The sequence below is a fragment of the Streptomyces spongiae genome (assembly GCF_009377185.1).
GTDB classification, from domain to species: Bacteria; Actinomycetota; Actinomycetes; order Streptomycetales; family Streptomycetaceae; genus Streptomyces; species Streptomyces spongiae.
The window spans coordinates 1-17256 of record NZ_VJZC01000011.1; the positions used below are offsets into that span (position 1 = coordinate 1).

Below are 17256 nucleotides of genomic sequence, written 5' to 3' on the forward strand. Positions count from 1 at the left end.
CCCCCTGACCTCCTCCCCTCCCCCCACTGATACGGCCCGCCGGGTATCCGGCGGGCCGTATCGACTTCTCATGGACAGAACCGAGCCCGTCGCCGAAGGACCGGTTCGTACGGTTCGGCGACTCGGGCGGCGATGCCGTCTCCATTCCTCACCGCCGCACCGACCCGCTGTCGGCGCCGAGGACCTGCAAACTCTTTATTTGACACATGTCAGATTAAAAGTAATCTGACATGTGTCAGACAGTTCCCGTGCAGCGAGTACCGCTTGGCCCACGCTCACAGCCGCGGGTGGCCGAGCCTTCGCCACCGTCGAGCCGGCCCGGCTGACGCCCGGAATCCGCTCGGCCGAGCCCCCTCCCAAGGAAAGAGCCATGAGCGACATCAAGAGCACCGTCCTCAAAGCCGTCACCGAACTCCTCCGCGACAAGGACCCCTCCGCCGTCGACCGCTGGGTCGCCGTCAACTACAAGCAGCACAGCCCCACCGCGGCAGACGGCCGCGAGCCACTGCGGCAGCTGGTCGCCGGCCTGCCGGCAGACTTCCGCCACGAAGTCCACCGGGTCATCGCCGACGGCAATCTGGCCGTCGTGCACGGCACCTACCACGGCGTCGGCCCCGTCCCGCTCGTCGCCTTCGACGTCTTCCGCTTCGACACCGACGGTCAGGCGACCGAGCACTGGGACGCACTGACCCCACAGATCAAGGACACCGTCTCCGGCCGCTCCCAGACCGACGGCCCCACCGAGCCCACCGACACCGACAGGACCGAGGCCAGCCGTGCCCTGGTCATGGAATTCGCCGACAAAGTCCTCATCGGTGCCGACCACTCCCTCCTGGCCGACTACATCTCCACCGAGACCTACCACCAGCACAACCCCGAGGCCGCCGACGGACTCGACGGCTTCGCCGCCGCCGTCACGAAGTGGGCCGAGCAGGGCAAGAGCCTCCACTACAAGTGCGTCCACAAGGTCATCGCCGAGGGCGACTTCGTCCTGACCCAGTCCGAGGGCGAGTTCGGCGTCCCGGTCGTCTACTACGACCTGTTCCGCGTGGCCGACGGAAAGATCGTCGAGCACTGGGACGCCGTCATGCCCGCACCAGCCGAACTCCCCCATGAAAACGGCCTGTTCTGACCAGGCCGCCCGCTCCCGTCGCAAGCCTTCTGCCCACGGCGCGGGGCCGGCCGCGAATTCGGCCAACCTCTGAAATCCCCAACGTCCCGTCCGGATGGAACGGGGCCCGAACACCGTCGAAAGGATTCCCATGCAGACCGAGACCATGAAGGCGGCACGGATACACCGGCAAGGACCGCCGGAGGTACTCGTCTACGAAGACGCGCCCGTTCCCACGCCCCGGCCAGGCGAAGTGCTCATCCGCAACGAAGCCGCGGGAATCAACTTCGCCGATGTCGAACGCCGCCGCGCCGGCTTCTATCCGGTGCCGGTGACCGAGTTCCCCAGTGTCCTGGGCGGCGAGTTCGCGGGAGTGGTGACCGCGGTGGGCGACGGCGTCTCCGATGTGAAGGTCGGTGACCAGGTTTTCGGAATCATCAGTGCGCAGCGCTCCGGCTGTTATGCCCAGTACGTCGCGATGGCGGCCGAGAACGTGTTCCCGTTGCCGCCCGGCATCGGGTACGCCGACGCGACAGCGCTGCTCATTCAGGGCCTGACCGCGTATTTCCTGGTGCGCGACGGAGCTCGGCTGGTCAAGGACGATTCCATCCTGATCCTCGCCGCCGCGGGCGGGGTCGGCTCCCTCGCTTTGCAACTCGCCCGGATCATGGGAGCGGGCCAGATCATCGGCGCGGCCAGCACACCGGAGAAGCGGAACCTGGTCCTCGATCTGGGCGCGGATGCCACCGTCGACTACACCCAACCGGGGTGGAACGCCGAAGTGCGGCGCCTCACCGAAGGCCGGGGGGTGGATGCGGCACTGCTGAGCGGCGGCGGAGAGATGTTCAGTGAAACGCTGGCCTGCCTGGCACCCCGCGGGCGCGCAGCGGTGTACGGGAGTGCGAACGGGGAGCTACCGGTCGTCGACTTCGCCGCCGAGATCAGCGCAGGGCGACTCGCGATGAACCAGACCCTGGGCTTCTTCGGCCTCCACTACTACCAGGCATACGCCCGCGCGGACCTCAGGCAGGCGCTCGACGAGCTGGCCGAGCACGTCCGCGCGGAGCGGCTCCGACTCGACCTCGGCCGTCAGTTTCCTCTGTCGGCGGCAGCCGAAGCACACCGGCTCCTCGAAGGCCGCCAGAGCACGGGGAAGCTGGTCCTGCTGCCGTGGGCGGACTGACCTCCCACCACTGCGGGCAACACCCACGGAGAGCATCCCCGCGAAGGGCGCCCCACGTTGCCTGATGCTCAGCGGCGGAAAGGCATCTCCCCGCCGATGTCGAGAACGGCGAAGGAGTTCGTGGGAGGGTGCCACGTCATCGACGTCAAGGACCGGGACCGCGCCCACGAGGTCGCGTGACTCCCTGCCCGGGGGCCGTCGTGTGCCCCCGGGCCCCGTTCCCCCTCCCCGGGAGTCCGCCCGCTCTGTGTCGAGATCGAGAGGAGGTACGTACACAAGGGGAAGCCGGGAGCCGCGCGACTGGCGCCTCGGCAAGGATGCGGGTGTCTACGCGGTGCTGCGCCTGTGGGTGCTCGACAGCTGAGTCGGGCGTCGCCCGAGCGGGGTCCTGGTCCTCTGTGCCAGGACCCCGCCTTCGCCGGTGATCACATCGCCGTCGCGGAGCGGAGGGTGATCACAGGGTGCGTTCCAGGCGGTCCGCCACCACCTTCACGAAGTGTGCGGGGTCGGCGGGTCGGCCGCCCTCCGCCAGGACGGCCAGGGAGTACAGCAATTCGGCGGTCTCGGCGAGTTCGGAACGGTCCTCGCGTTCCTTGTACGCCTGGTTCAGCCCCTTCACCAGCTGGTGGTCGGGGTTGAGTTCGAGAATCCGCTTGGAGCGCGGCACCTCCTGCCCCATGGCCCGGTACATGTTCTCCAGCGCCGGTGTCAGATCGTGCGCGTCCGCGACGACACAGGCCGGCGACACCGTCAGGCGGGACGACAGGCGCACCTCCTTGACGTCCTCGTCCAACTGCTCCCTCATCCAGCCGAGCAGGCCCCCGTACTCCTCGGCCTGCTTCTCCCGCTCGCCCTCGGACTCCTCGTCCCCCTGGGCATCGAGGTCGATCTCCCCCTTGGCGATCGACTGCAGCCGCTTGCCCTCGAACTCGCCCACCGCGTCGACCCACACCTCGTCGACGGGGTCCGTGAGCAGGAGTACCTCGATGCCCCGCTCCCGGAAGGCCTCCATGTGCGGGGAGTTGTCGATGCTCTGCCGGGACTCGCCGGTGATGTAGTAGATGTCCTCCTGCCCGTCCGGCATCCGCTCCACGTACTGCTTCAGCGTGACCGTCTCGTCCTCGCCGTGCGTGGTCGCGAACGACGACACCGCGAGAACGGCGTCGCGGTTGTCGGAGTCGGTGACCAGCCCTTCCTTCAGTACCGCGCCGAACTCCCGCCACAGCGTGGTGTAACGCTCGGCGTCGCCCGCCATCATGGTCTTGACCGACGACAGCACCTTCTTCGTCAGCCGTCGCTGCATCATCCTGATGTGCCGGTCCTGTTGCAGGATCTCGCGGGACACGTTGAGCGAGAGGTCCTGCGCGTCGACCACGCCCTTGACGAAGCGGAGATACGGCGGCAGCAGCGCCTCGCAGTCGTCCATGATGAACACGCGCTTCACGTACAGCTGCAGCCCGCGCTGGGAGTTCTGCGTGAACAGGTCGTGCGGGGCGTGCGACGGGACGAACAGCAGGGCCTGGTACTCGAACGTCCCCTCGGCCTGCAACTGGATGGTCTCCAGCGGCTCGCGCCAGTCGTGGCTGATGTGCTTGTACAGCTCGTGGTACTCGTCCTCGGACACCTCGCCGCGTGAACGCGCCCACAGCGCCTTCATCGAGTTCAGCGTTTCGGCTTCGGCCGGCCCGTCACCCTCGCTCTCCGGCTCCCCGACCAACCGGACGGGCCAGGTGATGAAGTCCGAGTAGCGCTTGACGATCTCCTTGATCTTCCACACCGAGGTGTAGTCGTGCAGTTGGTTGTCGGGGTCGGCCGGCTTGAGGTGCAGCGTGACCGAGGTGCCCTGCGGTGCGGCGTCGGCCTCCTCCAGGGTGTAGGTGCCCTCGCCGCGGGACGTCCAGCGGGTGCCCTCGGTCTCGCCCGCGCGACGCGTCAGCAGGGTGATCTCGTCCGCCACCATGAAGCCGGAGTAGAAACCGACGCCGAACTGACCGATCAGCCCCTCCGCGCCGGCCGCGTCCTTGGCCTCCCGCAGCTCTCGGAGGAACTCGGCCGTGCCGGAGTTGGCAATCTTGCCGATGAGCTGGCCGACCTCGTCGTACGACATCCCGATGCCGTTGTCCCGCACCGTGAGCGTGTGCGCGTCCTTGTCGATCTCGAGCTCGATGTGCAGGTCGGAGACGTCGGCGTCGAGTGAGTCGTCCCGCAGCGCGGCCAGGCGCAGCTTGTCCAGCGCGTCGGAGGCGTTGGAGACGAGCTCACGGAGGAAGACGTCCTTGTTCGAGTAGATCGAATGGATCATCAGCTGGAGCAACTGACGGGCCTCTACCTGGAACTCAAACGTTTCGGTCGGCATGGTTCGCGACTACCTCACTTGATCCACGGATCGCCGGTAACTGGCGCAGCCACTTTAGTGAAGGACGTCGGCCGACAGGTCCCGCTCCCTTGACATCAGCGCGTCACTGGAAGTGGTGGTCCGGTTCGCAGCCGCCCGGACAGGGAGCGCCAGGCACGACGGGAACGACTTCTGGACGCTTGCTCGCCGGAATCGATCACGAGCCGGCAGGCTCCGGGTCCGGGCTGTGACGCAGCGCGTCCAGCACGACGCTCACGGCCGCGCGAGGCGGTGAGCCACGACGGATCGCCGCGGTGATCGTGCGGGTCACGGGAGTCGCGAGTTCCCTGGTGTCGACGCGATAACGACGGTCGACCGCCAGGCCGGGCAGCAGCGCGATCGACAGCCCGGCTTCGACGTGCTGCAGGGTCATCATGTAGTTGCTGAACCGGCACACCACTCGCGGCTCGAACCTCGCCTGCCGGCACAGTCGTAGCGCGAGGTTCGCCATGTACGACTGTGGCGTGTCGAACGCCCATGGCTCGTCCGCGTAGGCCGCGAGGTCCACGGCACCGCGCCCGGCCGCGGGATGACCGGACGGAACCACCAGCAGGATCTCGTCCGTGGCCAGCGGCACGAGGTCGAGGTCCGGCCCCAGCGGCAGCTCGTCGAAGTCCGTGGTCGTGATGATGACGTCCGCGTCGCCGCCGCGCAGCGCGGGCATGCTCGCGTGGGGCTCCAGCTCCAGCAGTTCGACGTCGAGGTGCGGATACTCTCGCGCCAGACGGGTCACCGCCGGCACGGCCATGGTGTGGATCGCGCTCTGGAAGGCCCCCAGCCGCACCAGGCCGGACGGTTCCTCGCCGAACCCGCGCAGCTCCGCCTCGACGCTGTCCATGTGATCGAGGATCGCCCGCGCCCGCCGCGCGAGGATCAGCCCGGCCGAGGTCAGCCGCACCCGGCGTCCCGTTCGTTCCAGCAGCTGTGTGCGGGTCTCGGCCTCGAGCACCGCGAGCTGCTGAGACACGCTCGACGGACTCAGGTTGGCGGCCTGGGCGACGGCACGGACGGTGCCCAGCGTGTCCAGCAGGCTCAGCAGCCGCAGCCTCCACGGGTTCATCACGCGAACATTGTTGTGCGGTTCTGCCGAACAGGACAGCCGGAATCGTGAGATGGACGTGTCGCTCGAGCGGGACCTACCGTCGGCGACATGGCTGCTTCGCCCACTTCCCCACTGTCGCCCACCTCCCCGCCGTCCACCGAAACCTTCTGGGCCGATGCCGAGAGGCATCTCGTACGCTACGGCGGCGAGTTCACCCACGAGATCATCGACCGCGCCGCCGGGAGTTTCCTGTTCACCGAGGACGGCCGGAAGATCCTCGACTTCACCTCCGGCCAGATGAGCGCGATCCTCGGCCACTCGCACCCGGAGGTCGTCGCGACCGTCCAGCGGCAGGTCGCGACCCTCGACCACCTCTTCAGCGGCATGCTCAGCCGCCCGGTGGTCGACCTCGCCCGGCGGCTGGCCGACACCTTGCCCGCGCCGCTGGAGAAGGCACTGCTGCTGACGACCGGCGCCGAGTCGAACGAGGCCGCGATCCGGATGGCCAAGCTCGTCACCGGCAGGCACGAGATCGTCTCGTTCGCGCGGTCCTGGCACGGCATGACGCAAGGCGCCGCGTCCGCCACCTACAGCGCGGGGCGCAAGGGCTACGGCCCGGCCGCGCCCGGCAACTTCGCCCTCCCCGTGCCGAACGCGTACCGGCCCGACTTCACCACGGCCGACGGCTCGCTGGATTGGCGTCGCCAGCTGGACTTCGCCTTCGACCTGATCGACGCCCAGTCGACCGGCAGCCTGGCGGCGTGCCTCGTCGAGCCGATTCTCAGCTCGGGCGGAATCATCGAGCCGCCCGTCGGGTATCTCGCGGCCCTGCGGGAGAAATGCCGGGAACGCGGCATGCTGTTGATCCTCGACGAGGCTCAGACCGGCCTCTGCCGTACCGGGACCTGGTACGCGTTCGAACGCGACGGCGTCGTGCCCGACATCCTCACGCTGTCCAAGACACTCGGTGCCGGACTCCCCCTCGCGGCCGTGATCACCAGCGCCGAGATCGAGCGGGAGGCGCACGAGCGCGGGTTCCTGTTCTTCACCACGCATGTCGCCGACCCGCTGGTGGCCGCGGTCGGCAACACCGTCCTCGACGTCCTGATCGGCGACAGGCTCGACGAGCGGGCACGGTCGCTCGGCGCGTTCCTCCGCGACGGCCTGTCGGACATCGCCGGGCGGCACGCGATCGTCGGTGACATCCGCGGCCGGGGCCTGCTGGCCGGCCTCGAACTCGTCGTCGACCGCGAGACGAAGCAGACCTCGAACGCGCTGGGCGCGCGGGTCACCCGGCGCTGCCTCGAACTCGGCCTGCACACGAACATCGTCCAGCTCCCCGGCATGGGCGGAGTCCTGCGGATGGCGCCGCCGCTCACCGCCACCGAGGACGAACTGTCCCTCGGCTTGACGATTCTGGACAAGGCGATCGGCGACAGTTGCGCCGCCGACTGAACCCGTCGGAAGCTCGTCAGGGTTGGTGGGTGATGCTCACCTGCACGGTCATCGTGCCCCTGTTGTCCTCGGAGCAGGCCCCGGCGGCGTCGTTGATGCCCAGCTGCAGGGTGCCGTCGCCAGTCGCCTGGAAACTCAGCTTCCGCCTGACGGCGTGGACGGGGAAGTTCTTCTCGCCCTCCAAGCGCGCCAGCAGCGTGCCGAACGGCACCGCCGGCTTGATCTTGCAGCTCTTCGCGCCCTCCAGAGACTTGTCGATGACCGCGTTGTAGCCGGTCGGTCCGGTCATGGGATGGTTCCGGTAGTCGACCGTCCACTTCCCCGAGGTGAACCGCAGGGCGATCCGGTCTCCTTTCCGGACAGGGACGGCTGCGACCGACTGCCAGCCGTCCGTGGACCGGACGACCTGACTGGTGGTCGTCGTCTTCGGGTCCTCCTTGAGCGGCAGCACCCCGGTGAGGAAGAGACCGCCCCCGACGCCCGCTGCCAGCACCGTCGCACCGGCCAGTGACCACACCAGCCGCTTCCGCCCGCTCGGGTGGGACGACTGCCCGTACGCGGCCCCGAGTGACGTGGTGTGCACCGCCGTGGGCACGGCCGCCCCGGCCGCGACGAGCGGCTCCTGGCCCCTGGTCACGGTGTCCGCGTCGGCCAACGGGGCCGAAGGCCGCGACACACGCACGGTCGCCGACGGCAACGGCCCGGGGGCCGCCTCCCCCGCCGCGACGCGCCGCAGCGCGGACCGCGCACCGGCCGCCGAAGGGCGCTCGTCCGGGGACTTCCGCAACAGCGCCTCGACGACCTGCCGCAGTGGGCCGAGTCGCTCGGAGAGGACGGGTTCCTCGTAGGCCACCGCGTGCATGGTCACGGGGGGCGTCGGCCTGCGGAACGGGGACTGTTCGCCGCATGCTGTGGCGAGGGTCGCTCCCAGGGACCACAGGTCGGAGGCCGGACCGGTCTGCGATCCCATGACCCGCTCGGGCGCCATGTACTCGAGGGAGCCGACCAGTTCGCCGGTGGTCGTCAGGAACTCACCGTCGTCCAGCGCGGCGATGCCGAAGTCGGTGAGGACGGCGTCGCCGTCGCGACGCAGCAGTACGTTGGCGGGTTTGACGTCGCGGTGCAGGGTGCCGGCCTCGTGCACGGCCTCCAGCGCGTCGAGCAGTTGCAGACCGAGGACGGCGGTGCGCTCAGGGGTGAGGGGTCCGGTCTGGGCGATGCGTTGGGCCAGCGAAGGTCCCTCGACGAGTTCCATGACGATCCACAGCCGGTCCTCGGACTCGACCAGGTCGTGGACGCCCACCACGTGCGGGTGCGGCACCCGGGCGACCGCGCGCGCCTCACGCATCGCGCGGCGCATCCGGATGCGGTGCTCTTCATCGCTGTGGGTGAGGATGTGCAGTTCCTTGGCGGCGACCGGCCGGTCCAGTAACTGGTCGTGGGCGCGCCAGACCGTGCCCATGCCGCCTCTGCCGAGAACATCGTGGAGCAGATATCTGCCGGCGACCAGCCGTCCTGAACCACGTTCCGAACGCGTCGCCGCCTGCTGATCGCCATCTCCGGACATCACGCGCTCTCACGTTTCCTTCCCGGCGGTCTGGGCGTCCACCGGTCATCGTTGACTCGAACGGGCCTGAGCATAGCGGCCACCGGTCATCAACTGCGGTAACACACAAGGACGTTGACGGAGCGAGGACTCAGTGGGCGAGCTTGAGTCCGATCACGCTGCCGACGATCAGTGTCAGGAACAAGACCTTCGGTGCGCTCACCGATTCCTGCCCGGTGGACATCGCGTAGAGGATGGTGAGGACCGCGCCGATGCCCACCCACACCGCGTACGCGGTACCGACCGGCAGGTCCCTCATCGCATAGGCCAGTCCCGCCATGCTTCCGGACAGGGCGGTGACGAAGACCAGTGAGGGGCCGAGCCGGCTGAAGCCTTCGGTCCTCCCCAGGGCCGTGGCCCACACAGCTTCCAGAACTCCCGAGACGGCAAGAACGAACCATGACATGACAGCCCTCCTGCGGGCCGTCTTGTCGCACTCCGGGTACGGCACCCCTCGTCCGGGAGCCACATGTTCGGGCTCCGACACAACGTCTCACACCCGGCGAAGAGGGGCAATCCCGCCCTCGGGCGCCGGGATACCGAGGATCCGGTCCTGGAGGACGGGCAGTTCCCTCCTGAGCGTCGTCACCGCGTCCATGTCGATGTCGGCGGTGAGCACTTCCTCGTCGTGTCCGGCTTCGGCGAGCACCGCGCCCCAGGGGTCGACGATCAGACTGCCGCCGGCCTGGTGCATGTCGGCGTGGGTGCCCGCCGAGCAGCACGCGAGGACGACCGCCTGTTCCTCCACGGCACGTGCGCGGCAGAGGATGCGCCACTGCTCGCGGCGCGTGGCCGGCCATGCCGAGGGGATGACGAGGATCTGTGTCCCCACCTCGACCAGGGCACGGAACAGCTCGGGGAAGCGCAGGTCGTAGCAGGTGGCCAGGCCGAGGTCGCCGAATTCGGTGGTGAGCGTCACGACGTCCCGGCCCGCGGCCATCCATACGGCTTCACCGGTGTCGAAGCCGTAGCGGTGGATCTTGCGGTACGTGCGGCGCAGGGCGCCCGTCCGGTCGAAGAGCAGTGCGGTGTTGTAGAGCGAACCGTCGTCAGCGCGCTCCACCACGGTCCCGGCGTGCAGCCACACCCCCGCGGACCCGGCCGCGGTGGACATGGCCCGCACGGTGGGACTGTCCACGGCCGCCGGACCGTCCACGGTCTCCGCTCCCGCCTGCCACGCGTCGTAGGCCCACGCGCCGGTCGTCCACAGTTCCGGCAGCACCACGAGGTCGTCACCGGCCCGGGCGCGGACCAACTCGGCGGCGTGTGCCCTGCGTTCGTCGGGCGATCCCGGGTCCGAGACCTCGAGCTGGATCAGCGAGGCGCGCATGTCCTGCACCTTTCACCAGGCATCTCTCACCACACCGCTGGTACGTTCTCATTGTTCCCGCGCTTCCGCTCGGCCGCATCTTTGGGCATGGGGGCCGCGAACGCACTCGGCGACATCGCCACCAGCGAGGTCCATGGTGAGTAACATCCGTCGCCAACAGCGCAGTCCTTCGGAGAAGGGGAACCGCCATGACAGAAACGTCATTGGAGATCACTGACCTCAAGGCGCAGTACACCGCCCAGGTCGCCGCCGATCTCGAGCGCAACGACAAGGAGCAGGACCGGCTCCGGGGGGAGATCGAGGCCCTGCAAGGCCAACTCGAGGCGCTGCAACAGGACCACACCGTGCTGCTGGACATGCGGAAGGCACTCGGCGCCGCCACCCCCGCGTCAACCGCGTCAAAGCCTGCGCCCAGCGCCGAAGACGTCGTAACACCTTCCGTACCTCGCCAGAAGACCGCCGCCAAACCGAAGGCCGACAAGAAGGCCCCCGCCAAGAAGGCCACTGCCAAGAAGACCACGGCCCCCCGAGGCAGCAAGACGGCCAAGGACAAGGCCAACGACAAAGCCAAGGACGCCTCCACGGCCACCGCCGCAGCCACGGAGGCAGCCAAGCCCACCCTCGTCGAGCTGATCCGCCGCCACCTCAACGAACAGAGCGAACCCCGCTCCGCCGCGGAGGTCGCCACCGCGCTCGGCCAGGCTCATCCTGACCGCCGTATCCAGACCACGGTCGTGCGCACCACCCTCGAGGGCCTGGTCGCCAAGAGCCGTGCGCAGCGCACCAAGCAGGGTTCCTCGGTCTTCTACACCGCTGCGGACACACGGGACGCACAGGACTCCACCCAGTCGGAGCCAACTGTCTCTTGACCGGCCCTTGAACATAACCGCGACCCCATCCGTACCTCTCCCTGCGTGCCGTGCCAGCCGCAACAGGTGTCCACTCCGACTGTCCTGGAGGAATCACTCTTCACCCAGCGGGAGAACCACATGCATGGGAACCGTCACGCGACACCCACGCGGGCATCAGCACGGACGATCGCGATCATCGCCGCCGTCTGCGCCGTCATCGCAGGCGCCGTCATCGCGATCAGGGTCGGCGGCGAAGCCTCAGCCAGCCCGACAGCAGCAGGCCAGCCTCAGCACGCCGGTGGACACACCGTCGGCGCAGGCGGCTCAGAGCTGGCCGGGAGCGCCCAGGAGGGAGACGTCCTGACCGTCACGGACGTCGACCGCGAGTTCCTGGTGAAGGTGCGGCAGGCCGGACTGTGGGAGATCCCCGCCGGCCGGCTCGCCCAGACCAACGCCTCCAGCGAGCAGGTCAAGCGCGCCGGGGACCATCTTCTCGACGGTCACAGCAAGCTCGACCAGCTCGTGCGTGAGGACGCCAGGATCCTGGATGTCGAGCTGCCCAACGAGGCCACCGAGGAACAGCAGGACTGGGTCGAGCAGTTGAAGAACGCCCAGGGGGAAGAGTTCGACAAGCTCTTCGCCAACGTCCTGCGCTCCTCGCACGGCAAGATCTTCGCCACGATCGCCGAGGTCCGTGCGTCCACCCAGAACGACCTCGTCCGGCGCCACGCCCGCCAGGCCAACCAGACCGTCCTGGACCACATGGAGGTCCTGGAGGACACCGGCCTCGTCGACGCCGAGACCCTCGAGGAGGTCGAGGAAGCCGTCGCCCCCGCCAAGTAGGGGCCGTAACGGCCGACCGGTCCCTGTCGGCGCCCCAAGGACCCAGCCGCCGCCTCACCGGCGCGCTGGGACCGCCCCCGACTGCCTCGCCGAGCGATGCTCCAAGGAAACTCCTGGGAACTTCTCAGGAAATCCACTGCGAACGAGCAGAACCGCTGCGACCGCATTTTGCACTGTGCAATAATCGGGTTCGGGGGGAGCCGAGCTGACGGTCGGCCGTTGCCTGGCGCCCAGGAGTGACACCGGCACGGTTACGCGGCAAGGGCGGCACGCCGACCGTCAGCAGGGTCCACCCACAGGTACAGACCAGTCACCCAATACACCTCTTTTACCCTTTGTGCCCCATTGGGGTTAGGTTGGTTGAGTAGAAGCTGGTGAACTTGCCCATGATCGCGAGGTGACTGCCATGTCGGAGAGCACGGATCGCGGCGCCAAGACGCCGACGAGATCGCGGGACGGGAAGGGAACAACACTGCAGGGCCGCAAGGGCAGCGACGTTCCTCCGGGGATGCGCGGGGACGTCACTATCGCAGACAGGGTCGTAGCGAAGATCGCCGGCATGGCAGCCCGGGAGATCCCCGAGATTCACAACCTCGGCGGAGGGATGGCCAGGGCGTTCGGAGCCATGCGAGAGCGCGTACCTGGTAGCGGCGGCGACATCACCCAGGGCGTGAGTGTGGAGGTCGGAGAGCGCCAGACGGCTGTGGACCTTGACGTGGTGGTCGAGTACGGCGCTTCCATCGCCGACATCACCAGGGACGCACGCGCCAACGTCGTCAACGCTGTGGAACGGATGACCGGCCTGGAAGTGGTGGAGGTGAACATCTCCGTCGACGATGTGCACCTGCCGGACGAGGAGGAAGAGCCCGAGCAGCGCGAGCGGCGCGTGGCCTGATCCGGCCTCGTCGTGACGCGTCCGGCAATCGCCGTGGTCGACATGCCCTGACCCGTTTCAGGGCATCGTCGGCGTCAGCCTGTGCCGGCGGGTGGTGAACGCCCGCCCCCAGGCTCCTCACCCTCTCAGACCTCCCTCTCCTTCTCCCAGGAGATCGCCATGGAGAGCGCAACTCTGGAAGCGATGCGAACCGAACTGCGCGGGCCGGTCATCTGCGCGCAGGACGCCGAGTACACCCAGGCCCGCAAGGTCTACAACGCGATGATCGACAAGCATCCCGCCGCCCTCGTACCGTGCAGGGATGCCGGTGATGTCATGTCCGCGCTCGCCTTCATCCGCGACAACGGTCTGGAACTCGCCGTCCGGGGCGGCGGACACAGCGGGCCCGGCCTCTGCCTGGTGGACGACGGCGTCACCATCGACCTGTCACCGATGCGCTGGGTGCGTGTCGACCCCGCCGCGCGGACCGCCGAGGTCGGCGGTGGCAGTCACCTGGGCGACCTCGACCACGCCACCCACTCCTTCGGGCTGGCCACACCCACGGGCATCATCTCCATGACGGGCGTCGGGGGTCTGACCCTCGGCGGCGGCCACGGCTACCTCACCCGCAAGTACGGCCTGACCGTGGACAACCTGCTGGCAGCCGACGTCGTACTGGCCGACGGCAGCTTCGTCACAGCGAACGAGACCGACCATCCGGACCTGTTCTGGGCCCTGCGTGGCGGCGGCGGCAACTTCGGCATCGTGACCTCCTTCACCTACCGCCTCCACCCGGTGGACACCGTCGGAGCAGGGATCACCGTCTGGCCGGTCGAGCGCACCCGCGAGGTGCTGGCGTGGTACCGCGACTTCCTCCCGCAGGCTCCCGAGGACGTCTATGGCTTCTTCATGCTGTTCACCATCCCGCCCGGCCCACCGTTCCCCGAGGAACTCCACGGGCGGAAGAGCTGCGGCATCGTGTGGTGTCACACGGGCGACCTGAACCGCCTCGACGAGACTCTCGCGGTGGTGCACGAACCCGGGCCGCCGGCTTTCCACTTCGCGACGCCGATGCCGTACCCCGCCCTCCAGGGCATGTTCGACGACCTGATCCCCACCGGGTACCAGTGGTACTGGCGCGGCGACTTCTTCGACCGCGTCCACGACGCCGCTCTGGACGTGCACCTCGAGTACGGCGAGAACCTCCCCACTCCGCTCTCGCTGATGCACCTCTACCCGGTCGACGCGGCCGCCCACCGGGTGGGCCGCGACGACACGGCGTGGAGCTACCGGGACGCCGTCTGGTCCGGCGTCTTCGCCGGTGTCGACCCCGACCCGGCCAACGCCGACTCCATCAAGCAGTGGTGCGTCGAATACTGGGACAGCATGCACCCGTACTCCATGGGCGGCGCGTATGTGAACTTCATGGGCGAGGGCGAGGGCCAGGAGCGCGTCCGGGCCACCTACGGCGACCACTACGACCGGCTCGCGCAGGTGAAGCGGACGTACGACCCGTACAACCTCTTCCACGCCAACCAGAACATCAGCCCGACCCAACAGCGCTGACGGCATGAAGACGGTATGAACCCCTGCGGCTCCAGGCCGCAGGGGTTCATGGGGTCACTTGGGGTCAGCCGTGATGATGCTCGGGTTTGCCCAGGTCTCCGGTCTCCATGTACGGCTCCTCCTGCGCCTCCAACTGCACGCGAAACCCGTGGAAGCCGCTCGGCGGTGCGATGGAGAACGCCCCGTCAGCGGTCTCCGGGGGAACCACCCGCTGGTCCGGTCCGTCGGTCCGCCCGAGAACGCGGACCCGTTCGGCCACGGCGAAGCGCTCCGCGAAGAACTTCTCGAGGGTGGCTTCGTCGTCGGGCAGCCGTTCTCCGAGCAGGTTGGTGGCTGTGCCGGGGACCGCTCGGACCGTGAGCAGTTGGTCGAAGTCCGGCGCCGCGGTGATCGCATGAGCGAGGTGCAGCCGGCCTCCGCGGCCGAAGCAGAGGTAGGCGAGCTCGCCGTCCTCCTGGTGCTCCGCGTGCACATCGAGCTCCGCGAAGTGCACGACGCTCTCGACGGCCACGACGGTGCGCGCGGCCAGCGGCGGGTGGTGTCTGCCCTTCCGCTCGAAGTGCCCGCAGACGATCTTGCCCCTCATCGACGTGCGCCGCGGACCGGAACCGAGTGGATCCAGCTCGCTCATCGGGAACCTCTCGGGAACGAACGTGTCGTACGGCTCTTCGGGCACGACATGTCGATGCGAGCGGATCGCCGAGCCGACCGTGTCGTCCAGGCTCACCTCCAGGATGACCTGGAAGTTGTGCGGGGACATGAACATCGGCAGGTGCGACATGTAGAAGACCTCTCCGCCGAGAAGCAGCATGCCGTGAGTGCCGAGAGTCGTGTCGTCGTGGTGGTCGTCATGTTCTTGGTGCATGTCCATCGCTGCCCCTTGATCGGCGGTGATGCCCTGACTCCCTGATTCGGCTGGAGAAGCTCAGGCAGGCTGGCAGCTCCCGAACGTCACCACGTAGGTTCCGGCCCCGCTCGCGTTGGCGCCGGCCGGGTCGGCCGCGCCTCCCAGGGCCCAGCGCCCGATCTCCTTCAGCGACGGGTCAAGGACGATCTGGCGGTGCCCCCATGTACTGACGTTCACCCACCAGTTGACGGCTGCGCGTGGTGTGCCCGAGCCGCCCCACCCGGTGTAGGTGATCTCGCTGACCTTCCAGGACCGGGGGTTCGGGCAGTAGCCCGCGGCCTTGATACGGCTCTGCGGCGTCGAGCCCGTCTGTGGGTTCGTGTGCGAGTCCTTACCGGGCCCCCACCACTTCAGGCGCACCGCCTGGTCGGTGTGCTGGAACGCCGCGTTGGTCAGGTTCTGGTTGTACGTGAGCGGCGCCAGCCCGTGCCGTGCGCGCTCGGCGTTGATGAGACAGACCACGGCGTCCCGCGTCCCGACGGAGCCGGTGCCACCTCCCGGGCTCTGGTCGTAGAATGCCGCAGCGTCGGCGCATTCCGACCCGGCCGTGGCCCGCGACGCGGTAGCGGGCACGAGGGTGGCCGCAAGAACGCCGGCCGCAGCGAGAGTCAACGCGGTTCTGGTGTGTGAAGCGTGCCTTCTCACGGTAATTCGACCTCCCGCGAACAGATGGTTCAATGCGGTACGGAGAGGGCGACGCAGCGCTACGACACTCATCTCCTAGCCTGGCACCGGGCCTTCCGTGTCGCCACCGGGCAACCTTCGGGTGGACGAACGGCCATTCGTAGGGTCGCCGTACTCCTCGCGGGGCGTCGGTGGGCGGCCTCTCGGCCGCGGACCTAGCTTCAGGTCATGGCATCGACGAGTGACGGACCGGCGGCGGGAGCGGTCGGCCTGTCGGCCGGGCTGGTCGCCCTGGCGTGGCTGACTCAGTTCCTCGTGGGGACCGACCTGTTCGTGGTGGCGCCGTTGCTTCCGGCCATCGCCGCGTCGCTCGGTGTCTCCGCTGCCACCGCCGGCCTGCTGGTCACGGCTTTCTCCATCGCGTACGTGGTGGCCTCGCCCTTCGCCGGACGGCTCTCCGACCGCCGCGACCGTGCGGCCGTCCTGGTGGTTGCCCTGGTGCTGTTCTCGGTGGCCAATGCGGCCACCGCGTTGGCGCCGGACTTCGGCTGGCTGCTGCTGGCCCGTGTGGTGGCGGGGATCGCGGCCGCCGCCACCGGCCCCACCGTGTACGCGCTGGTCAGTTCCCGGGCACGGCCCCAGGCACGGGCCCAGGTGCTGGCCGTGGTGGGGGCGGGCCTGCTGACCGCCCTGTGGGTCGGCGCCCCCGCGGGGGCGCTTCTGGGACGGCACGTGGGCTGGCAGGCCACCTTCGTCATCCTCGCCGCGGGCACGCTCCTGCTGGCGTTGCCCAATGCGTTCGTCTGGCGTTCCGGACCGGGGGCCGCGAGAGACGTACGGACGAAGACCCCGGTGCGGGGCGGTCGAACAGGAGTCGGCCCCGCGGTGTCCTCCGTGGCAGTCACCGCCCTGTGGGCTTTCTCCGTCTACAGCCTCTATACCTTTCTGGGCGTCGCGCTGCACTCCGACGGCAGGGCGACCGCCGTGATGTGGCTGCTCGTGACCTATGGGGTCGGCGCCGTCATCGGCGGCCAGGTGGGGGGCATGTTCGCCGACCGGGTGGGCGCGGTACCGGTCACCAGGACAGCACTGGCGCTGACAGCCGTCCTGGAGGTCGCGGTGGCACTGGTCTACCCGGTCACCTGGGCACTGGCCTGCGCGCTGGCACTCTTCGCGCTGGCCGGGTACGCGTTCTTCCCTGCCCAGCAGCGCCACCTGACCGACATGTTCCCCAAGCAGGCGACCGCGGTGCTGTCGTGGAACAACAGCGCGCTGTTCGTCGGTCTGTCCCTGGCGGGAGCCGTAGGGGGCCATGTCGTGCACGGCCTCGGCTACCCGGCGCTGCTGTACATCGGCGCCGCCGCGGCCGTACCGGCGTGTCTGGTCGCGCGCGGGCGACCGCCCCGTACGCACGGCCGGGAGCACGGGCTATAACGGGTCGCCGCATGGACGCACCTGCGACTCCATTA

The 17256-nt window shown here is 68.7% G+C and carries 15 protein-coding genes and 1 riboswitch; of the genes, 8 read left to right on the forward strand and 7 right to left on the reverse strand.

Annotation, left to right across the window (positions count from 1 at the left end):
• Positions 1-370: 370 nt before the first annotated feature.
• Complete coding sequence (locus FNH08_RS03185) at positions 371-1132, forward strand: nuclear transport factor 2 family protein (protein WP_152769690.1); 762 nt, start codon at positions 371-373, stop codon at positions 1130-1132.
• Positions 1133-1262: 130 nt separating this feature from the next.
• Complete coding sequence (locus tag FNH08_RS03190; protein WP_228033849.1) at positions 1263-2294, forward strand: quinone oxidoreductase family protein; 1032 nt, start codon at positions 1263-1265, stop codon at positions 2292-2294.
• Positions 2295-2748: 454 nt separating this feature from the next.
• On the opposite strand, the gene htpG is transcribed toward FNH08_RS03190, so the two are convergent.
• Both htpG and FNH08_RS03200 read right to left on the reverse strand, forming a co-directional pair.
• Positions 2749-4650, reverse strand: coding sequence for a molecular chaperone HtpG (gene htpG, locus FNH08_RS03195; protein WP_152769691.1), 1902 nt, complete (start codon positions 4648-4650; stop codon positions 2749-2751).
• Positions 4651-4846: 196 nt separating this feature from the next.
• Positions 4847-5749 (reverse strand): LysR substrate-binding domain-containing protein, encoded by a 903-nt coding sequence (locus FNH08_RS03200; RefSeq protein WP_152769692.1) that lies wholly within the window; start codon positions 5747-5749, stop codon positions 4847-4849.
• A gap of 90 nt (positions 5750-5839) precedes the next feature.
• Here FNH08_RS03200 and FNH08_RS03205 point away from each other — a divergent pair, with 90 nt between their 5' ends.
• The gene (locus FNH08_RS03205; RefSeq protein ID WP_152769693.1) at positions 5840-7186 is read left to right on the forward strand and encodes an aspartate aminotransferase family protein; all 1347 of its coding nucleotides are present in this window, start codon (positions 5840-5842) and stop codon (positions 7184-7186) included.
• A 16-nt stretch (positions 7187-7202) separates the two neighbouring features.
• Here the strand turns inward: FNH08_RS03205 and FNH08_RS03210 are convergent, their stop codons facing one another.
• The 3 genes from FNH08_RS03210 to FNH08_RS03220 form a co-directional block, all read right to left on the reverse strand.
• Complete coding sequence (locus FNH08_RS03210; protein ID WP_228033850.1) at positions 7203-8753, reverse strand: serine/threonine-protein kinase; 1551 nt, start codon at positions 8751-8753, stop codon at positions 7203-7205.
• A gap of 130 nt (positions 8754-8883) precedes the next feature.
• Positions 8884-9198, reverse strand: a complete 315-nt coding sequence (locus tag FNH08_RS03215; protein WP_152769695.1) for a DMT family transporter — start codon at positions 9196-9198, stop codon at positions 8884-8886.
• Positions 9199-9209: 11 nt separating this feature from the next.
• Positions 9210-9276, reverse strand: a riboswitch (guanidine-III (ykkC-III) riboswitch).
• A 9-nt stretch (positions 9277-9285) separates the two neighbouring features.
• Complete coding sequence (locus FNH08_RS03220) at positions 9286-10122, reverse strand: carbon-nitrogen family hydrolase (RefSeq protein WP_152769696.1); 837 nt, start codon at positions 10120-10122, stop codon at positions 9286-9288.
• Positions 10123-10310: 188 nt separating this feature from the next.
• Here FNH08_RS03220 and FNH08_RS03225 point away from each other — a divergent pair, with 188 nt between their 5' ends.
• From FNH08_RS03225 to FNH08_RS03240, 4 genes are all read left to right on the forward strand, one after another.
• Positions 10311-10991, forward strand: a complete 681-nt coding sequence (locus tag FNH08_RS03225) for a hypothetical protein (RefSeq protein WP_152769697.1) — start codon at positions 10311-10313, stop codon at positions 10989-10991.
• Positions 10992-11111: 120 nt separating this feature from the next.
• The gene (locus tag FNH08_RS03230) at positions 11112-11816 is read left to right on the forward strand and encodes a DUF4142 domain-containing protein (protein WP_152769698.1); all 705 of its coding nucleotides are present in this window, start codon (positions 11112-11114) and stop codon (positions 11814-11816) included.
• A gap of 406 nt (positions 11817-12222) precedes the next feature.
• A complete protein-coding gene (locus tag FNH08_RS03235) occupies positions 12223-12711 on the forward strand; it encodes an Asp23/Gls24 family envelope stress response protein (protein WP_152769699.1) in 489 nt (162 codons plus the stop codon).
• A 159-nt stretch (positions 12712-12870) separates the two neighbouring features.
• Positions 12871-14256, forward strand: coding sequence for an FAD-binding oxidoreductase (locus FNH08_RS03240; RefSeq protein ID WP_152769700.1), 1386 nt, complete (start codon positions 12871-12873; stop codon positions 14254-14256).
• 64 nt (positions 14257-14320) lie between these two features.
• Here the strand turns inward: FNH08_RS03240 and FNH08_RS03245 are convergent, their stop codons facing one another.
• Both FNH08_RS03245 and FNH08_RS53435 read right to left on the reverse strand, forming a co-directional pair.
• Positions 14321-15121: a hypothetical protein gene (locus FNH08_RS03245; protein WP_152769701.1), complete on the reverse strand. Its 801-nt coding sequence runs from the start codon at positions 15119-15121 to the stop codon at positions 14321-14323.
• A 60-nt stretch (positions 15122-15181) separates the two neighbouring features.
• Positions 15182-15625, reverse strand: a complete 444-nt coding sequence (locus tag FNH08_RS53435) for a CAP domain-containing protein (protein ID WP_322723571.1) — start codon at positions 15623-15625, stop codon at positions 15182-15184.
• Between the two features lie 390 nt (positions 15626-16015).
• Here FNH08_RS53435 and FNH08_RS03255 point away from each other — a divergent pair, with 390 nt between their 5' ends.
• Positions 16016-17221 (forward strand): MFS transporter, encoded by a 1206-nt coding sequence (locus FNH08_RS03255; RefSeq protein ID WP_152769703.1) that lies wholly within the window; start codon positions 16016-16018, stop codon positions 17219-17221.
• Positions 17222-17256: the final 35 nt, after the last annotated feature.

Coding starts and splice junctions, on each gene's coding strand:
- FNH08_RS03205 (WP_152769693.1), top strand. CDS start 5,840: ATGGCTGCTTCGCCCACTTCCCCACTGTCGCCCACCTCCCCGCCGTCC.
- FNH08_RS03215 (WP_152769695.1), bottom strand. CDS start 9,198: ATGTCATGGTTCGTTCTTGCCGTCTCGGGAGTTCTGGAAGCTGTGTGG.
- FNH08_RS03235 (WP_152769699.1), top strand. CDS start 12,223: ATGTCGGAGAGCACGGATCGCGGCGCCAAGACGCCGACGAGATCGCGG.
- FNH08_RS03200 (WP_152769692.1), bottom strand. CDS start 5,749: ATGAACCCGTGGAGGCTGCGGCTGCTGAGCCTGCTGGACACGCTGGGC.
- FNH08_RS03230 (WP_152769698.1), top strand. CDS start 11,112: ATGCATGGGAACCGTCACGCGACACCCACGCGGGCATCAGCACGGACG.
- FNH08_RS03185 (WP_152769690.1), top strand. CDS start 371: ATGAGCGACATCAAGAGCACCGTCCTCAAAGCCGTCACCGAACTCCTC.
- FNH08_RS03245 (WP_152769701.1), bottom strand. CDS start 15,121: ATGCACCAAGAACATGACGACCACCACGACGACACGACTCTCGGCACT.
- htpG (WP_152769691.1), bottom strand. CDS start 4,650: ATGCCGACCGAAACGTTTGAGTTCCAGGTAGAGGCCCGTCAGTTGCTC.
- FNH08_RS03220 (WP_152769696.1), bottom strand. CDS start 10,122: ATGCGCGCCTCGCTGATCCAGCTCGAGGTCTCGGACCCGGGATCGCCC.
- FNH08_RS03225 (WP_152769697.1), top strand. CDS start 10,311: ATGACAGAAACGTCATTGGAGATCACTGACCTCAAGGCGCAGTACACC.
- FNH08_RS03190 (WP_228033849.1), top strand. CDS start 1,263: ATGCAGACCGAGACCATGAAGGCGGCACGGATACACCGGCAAGGACCG.
- FNH08_RS03210 (WP_228033850.1), bottom strand. CDS start 8,753: ATGTCCGGAGATGGCGATCAGCAGGCGGCGACGCGTTCGGAACGTGGT.
- FNH08_RS03255 (WP_152769703.1), top strand. CDS start 16,016: ATGGCATCGACGAGTGACGGACCGGCGGCGGGAGCGGTCGGCCTGTCG.
- FNH08_RS03240 (WP_152769700.1), top strand. CDS start 12,871: ATGGAGAGCGCAACTCTGGAAGCGATGCGAACCGAACTGCGCGGGCCG.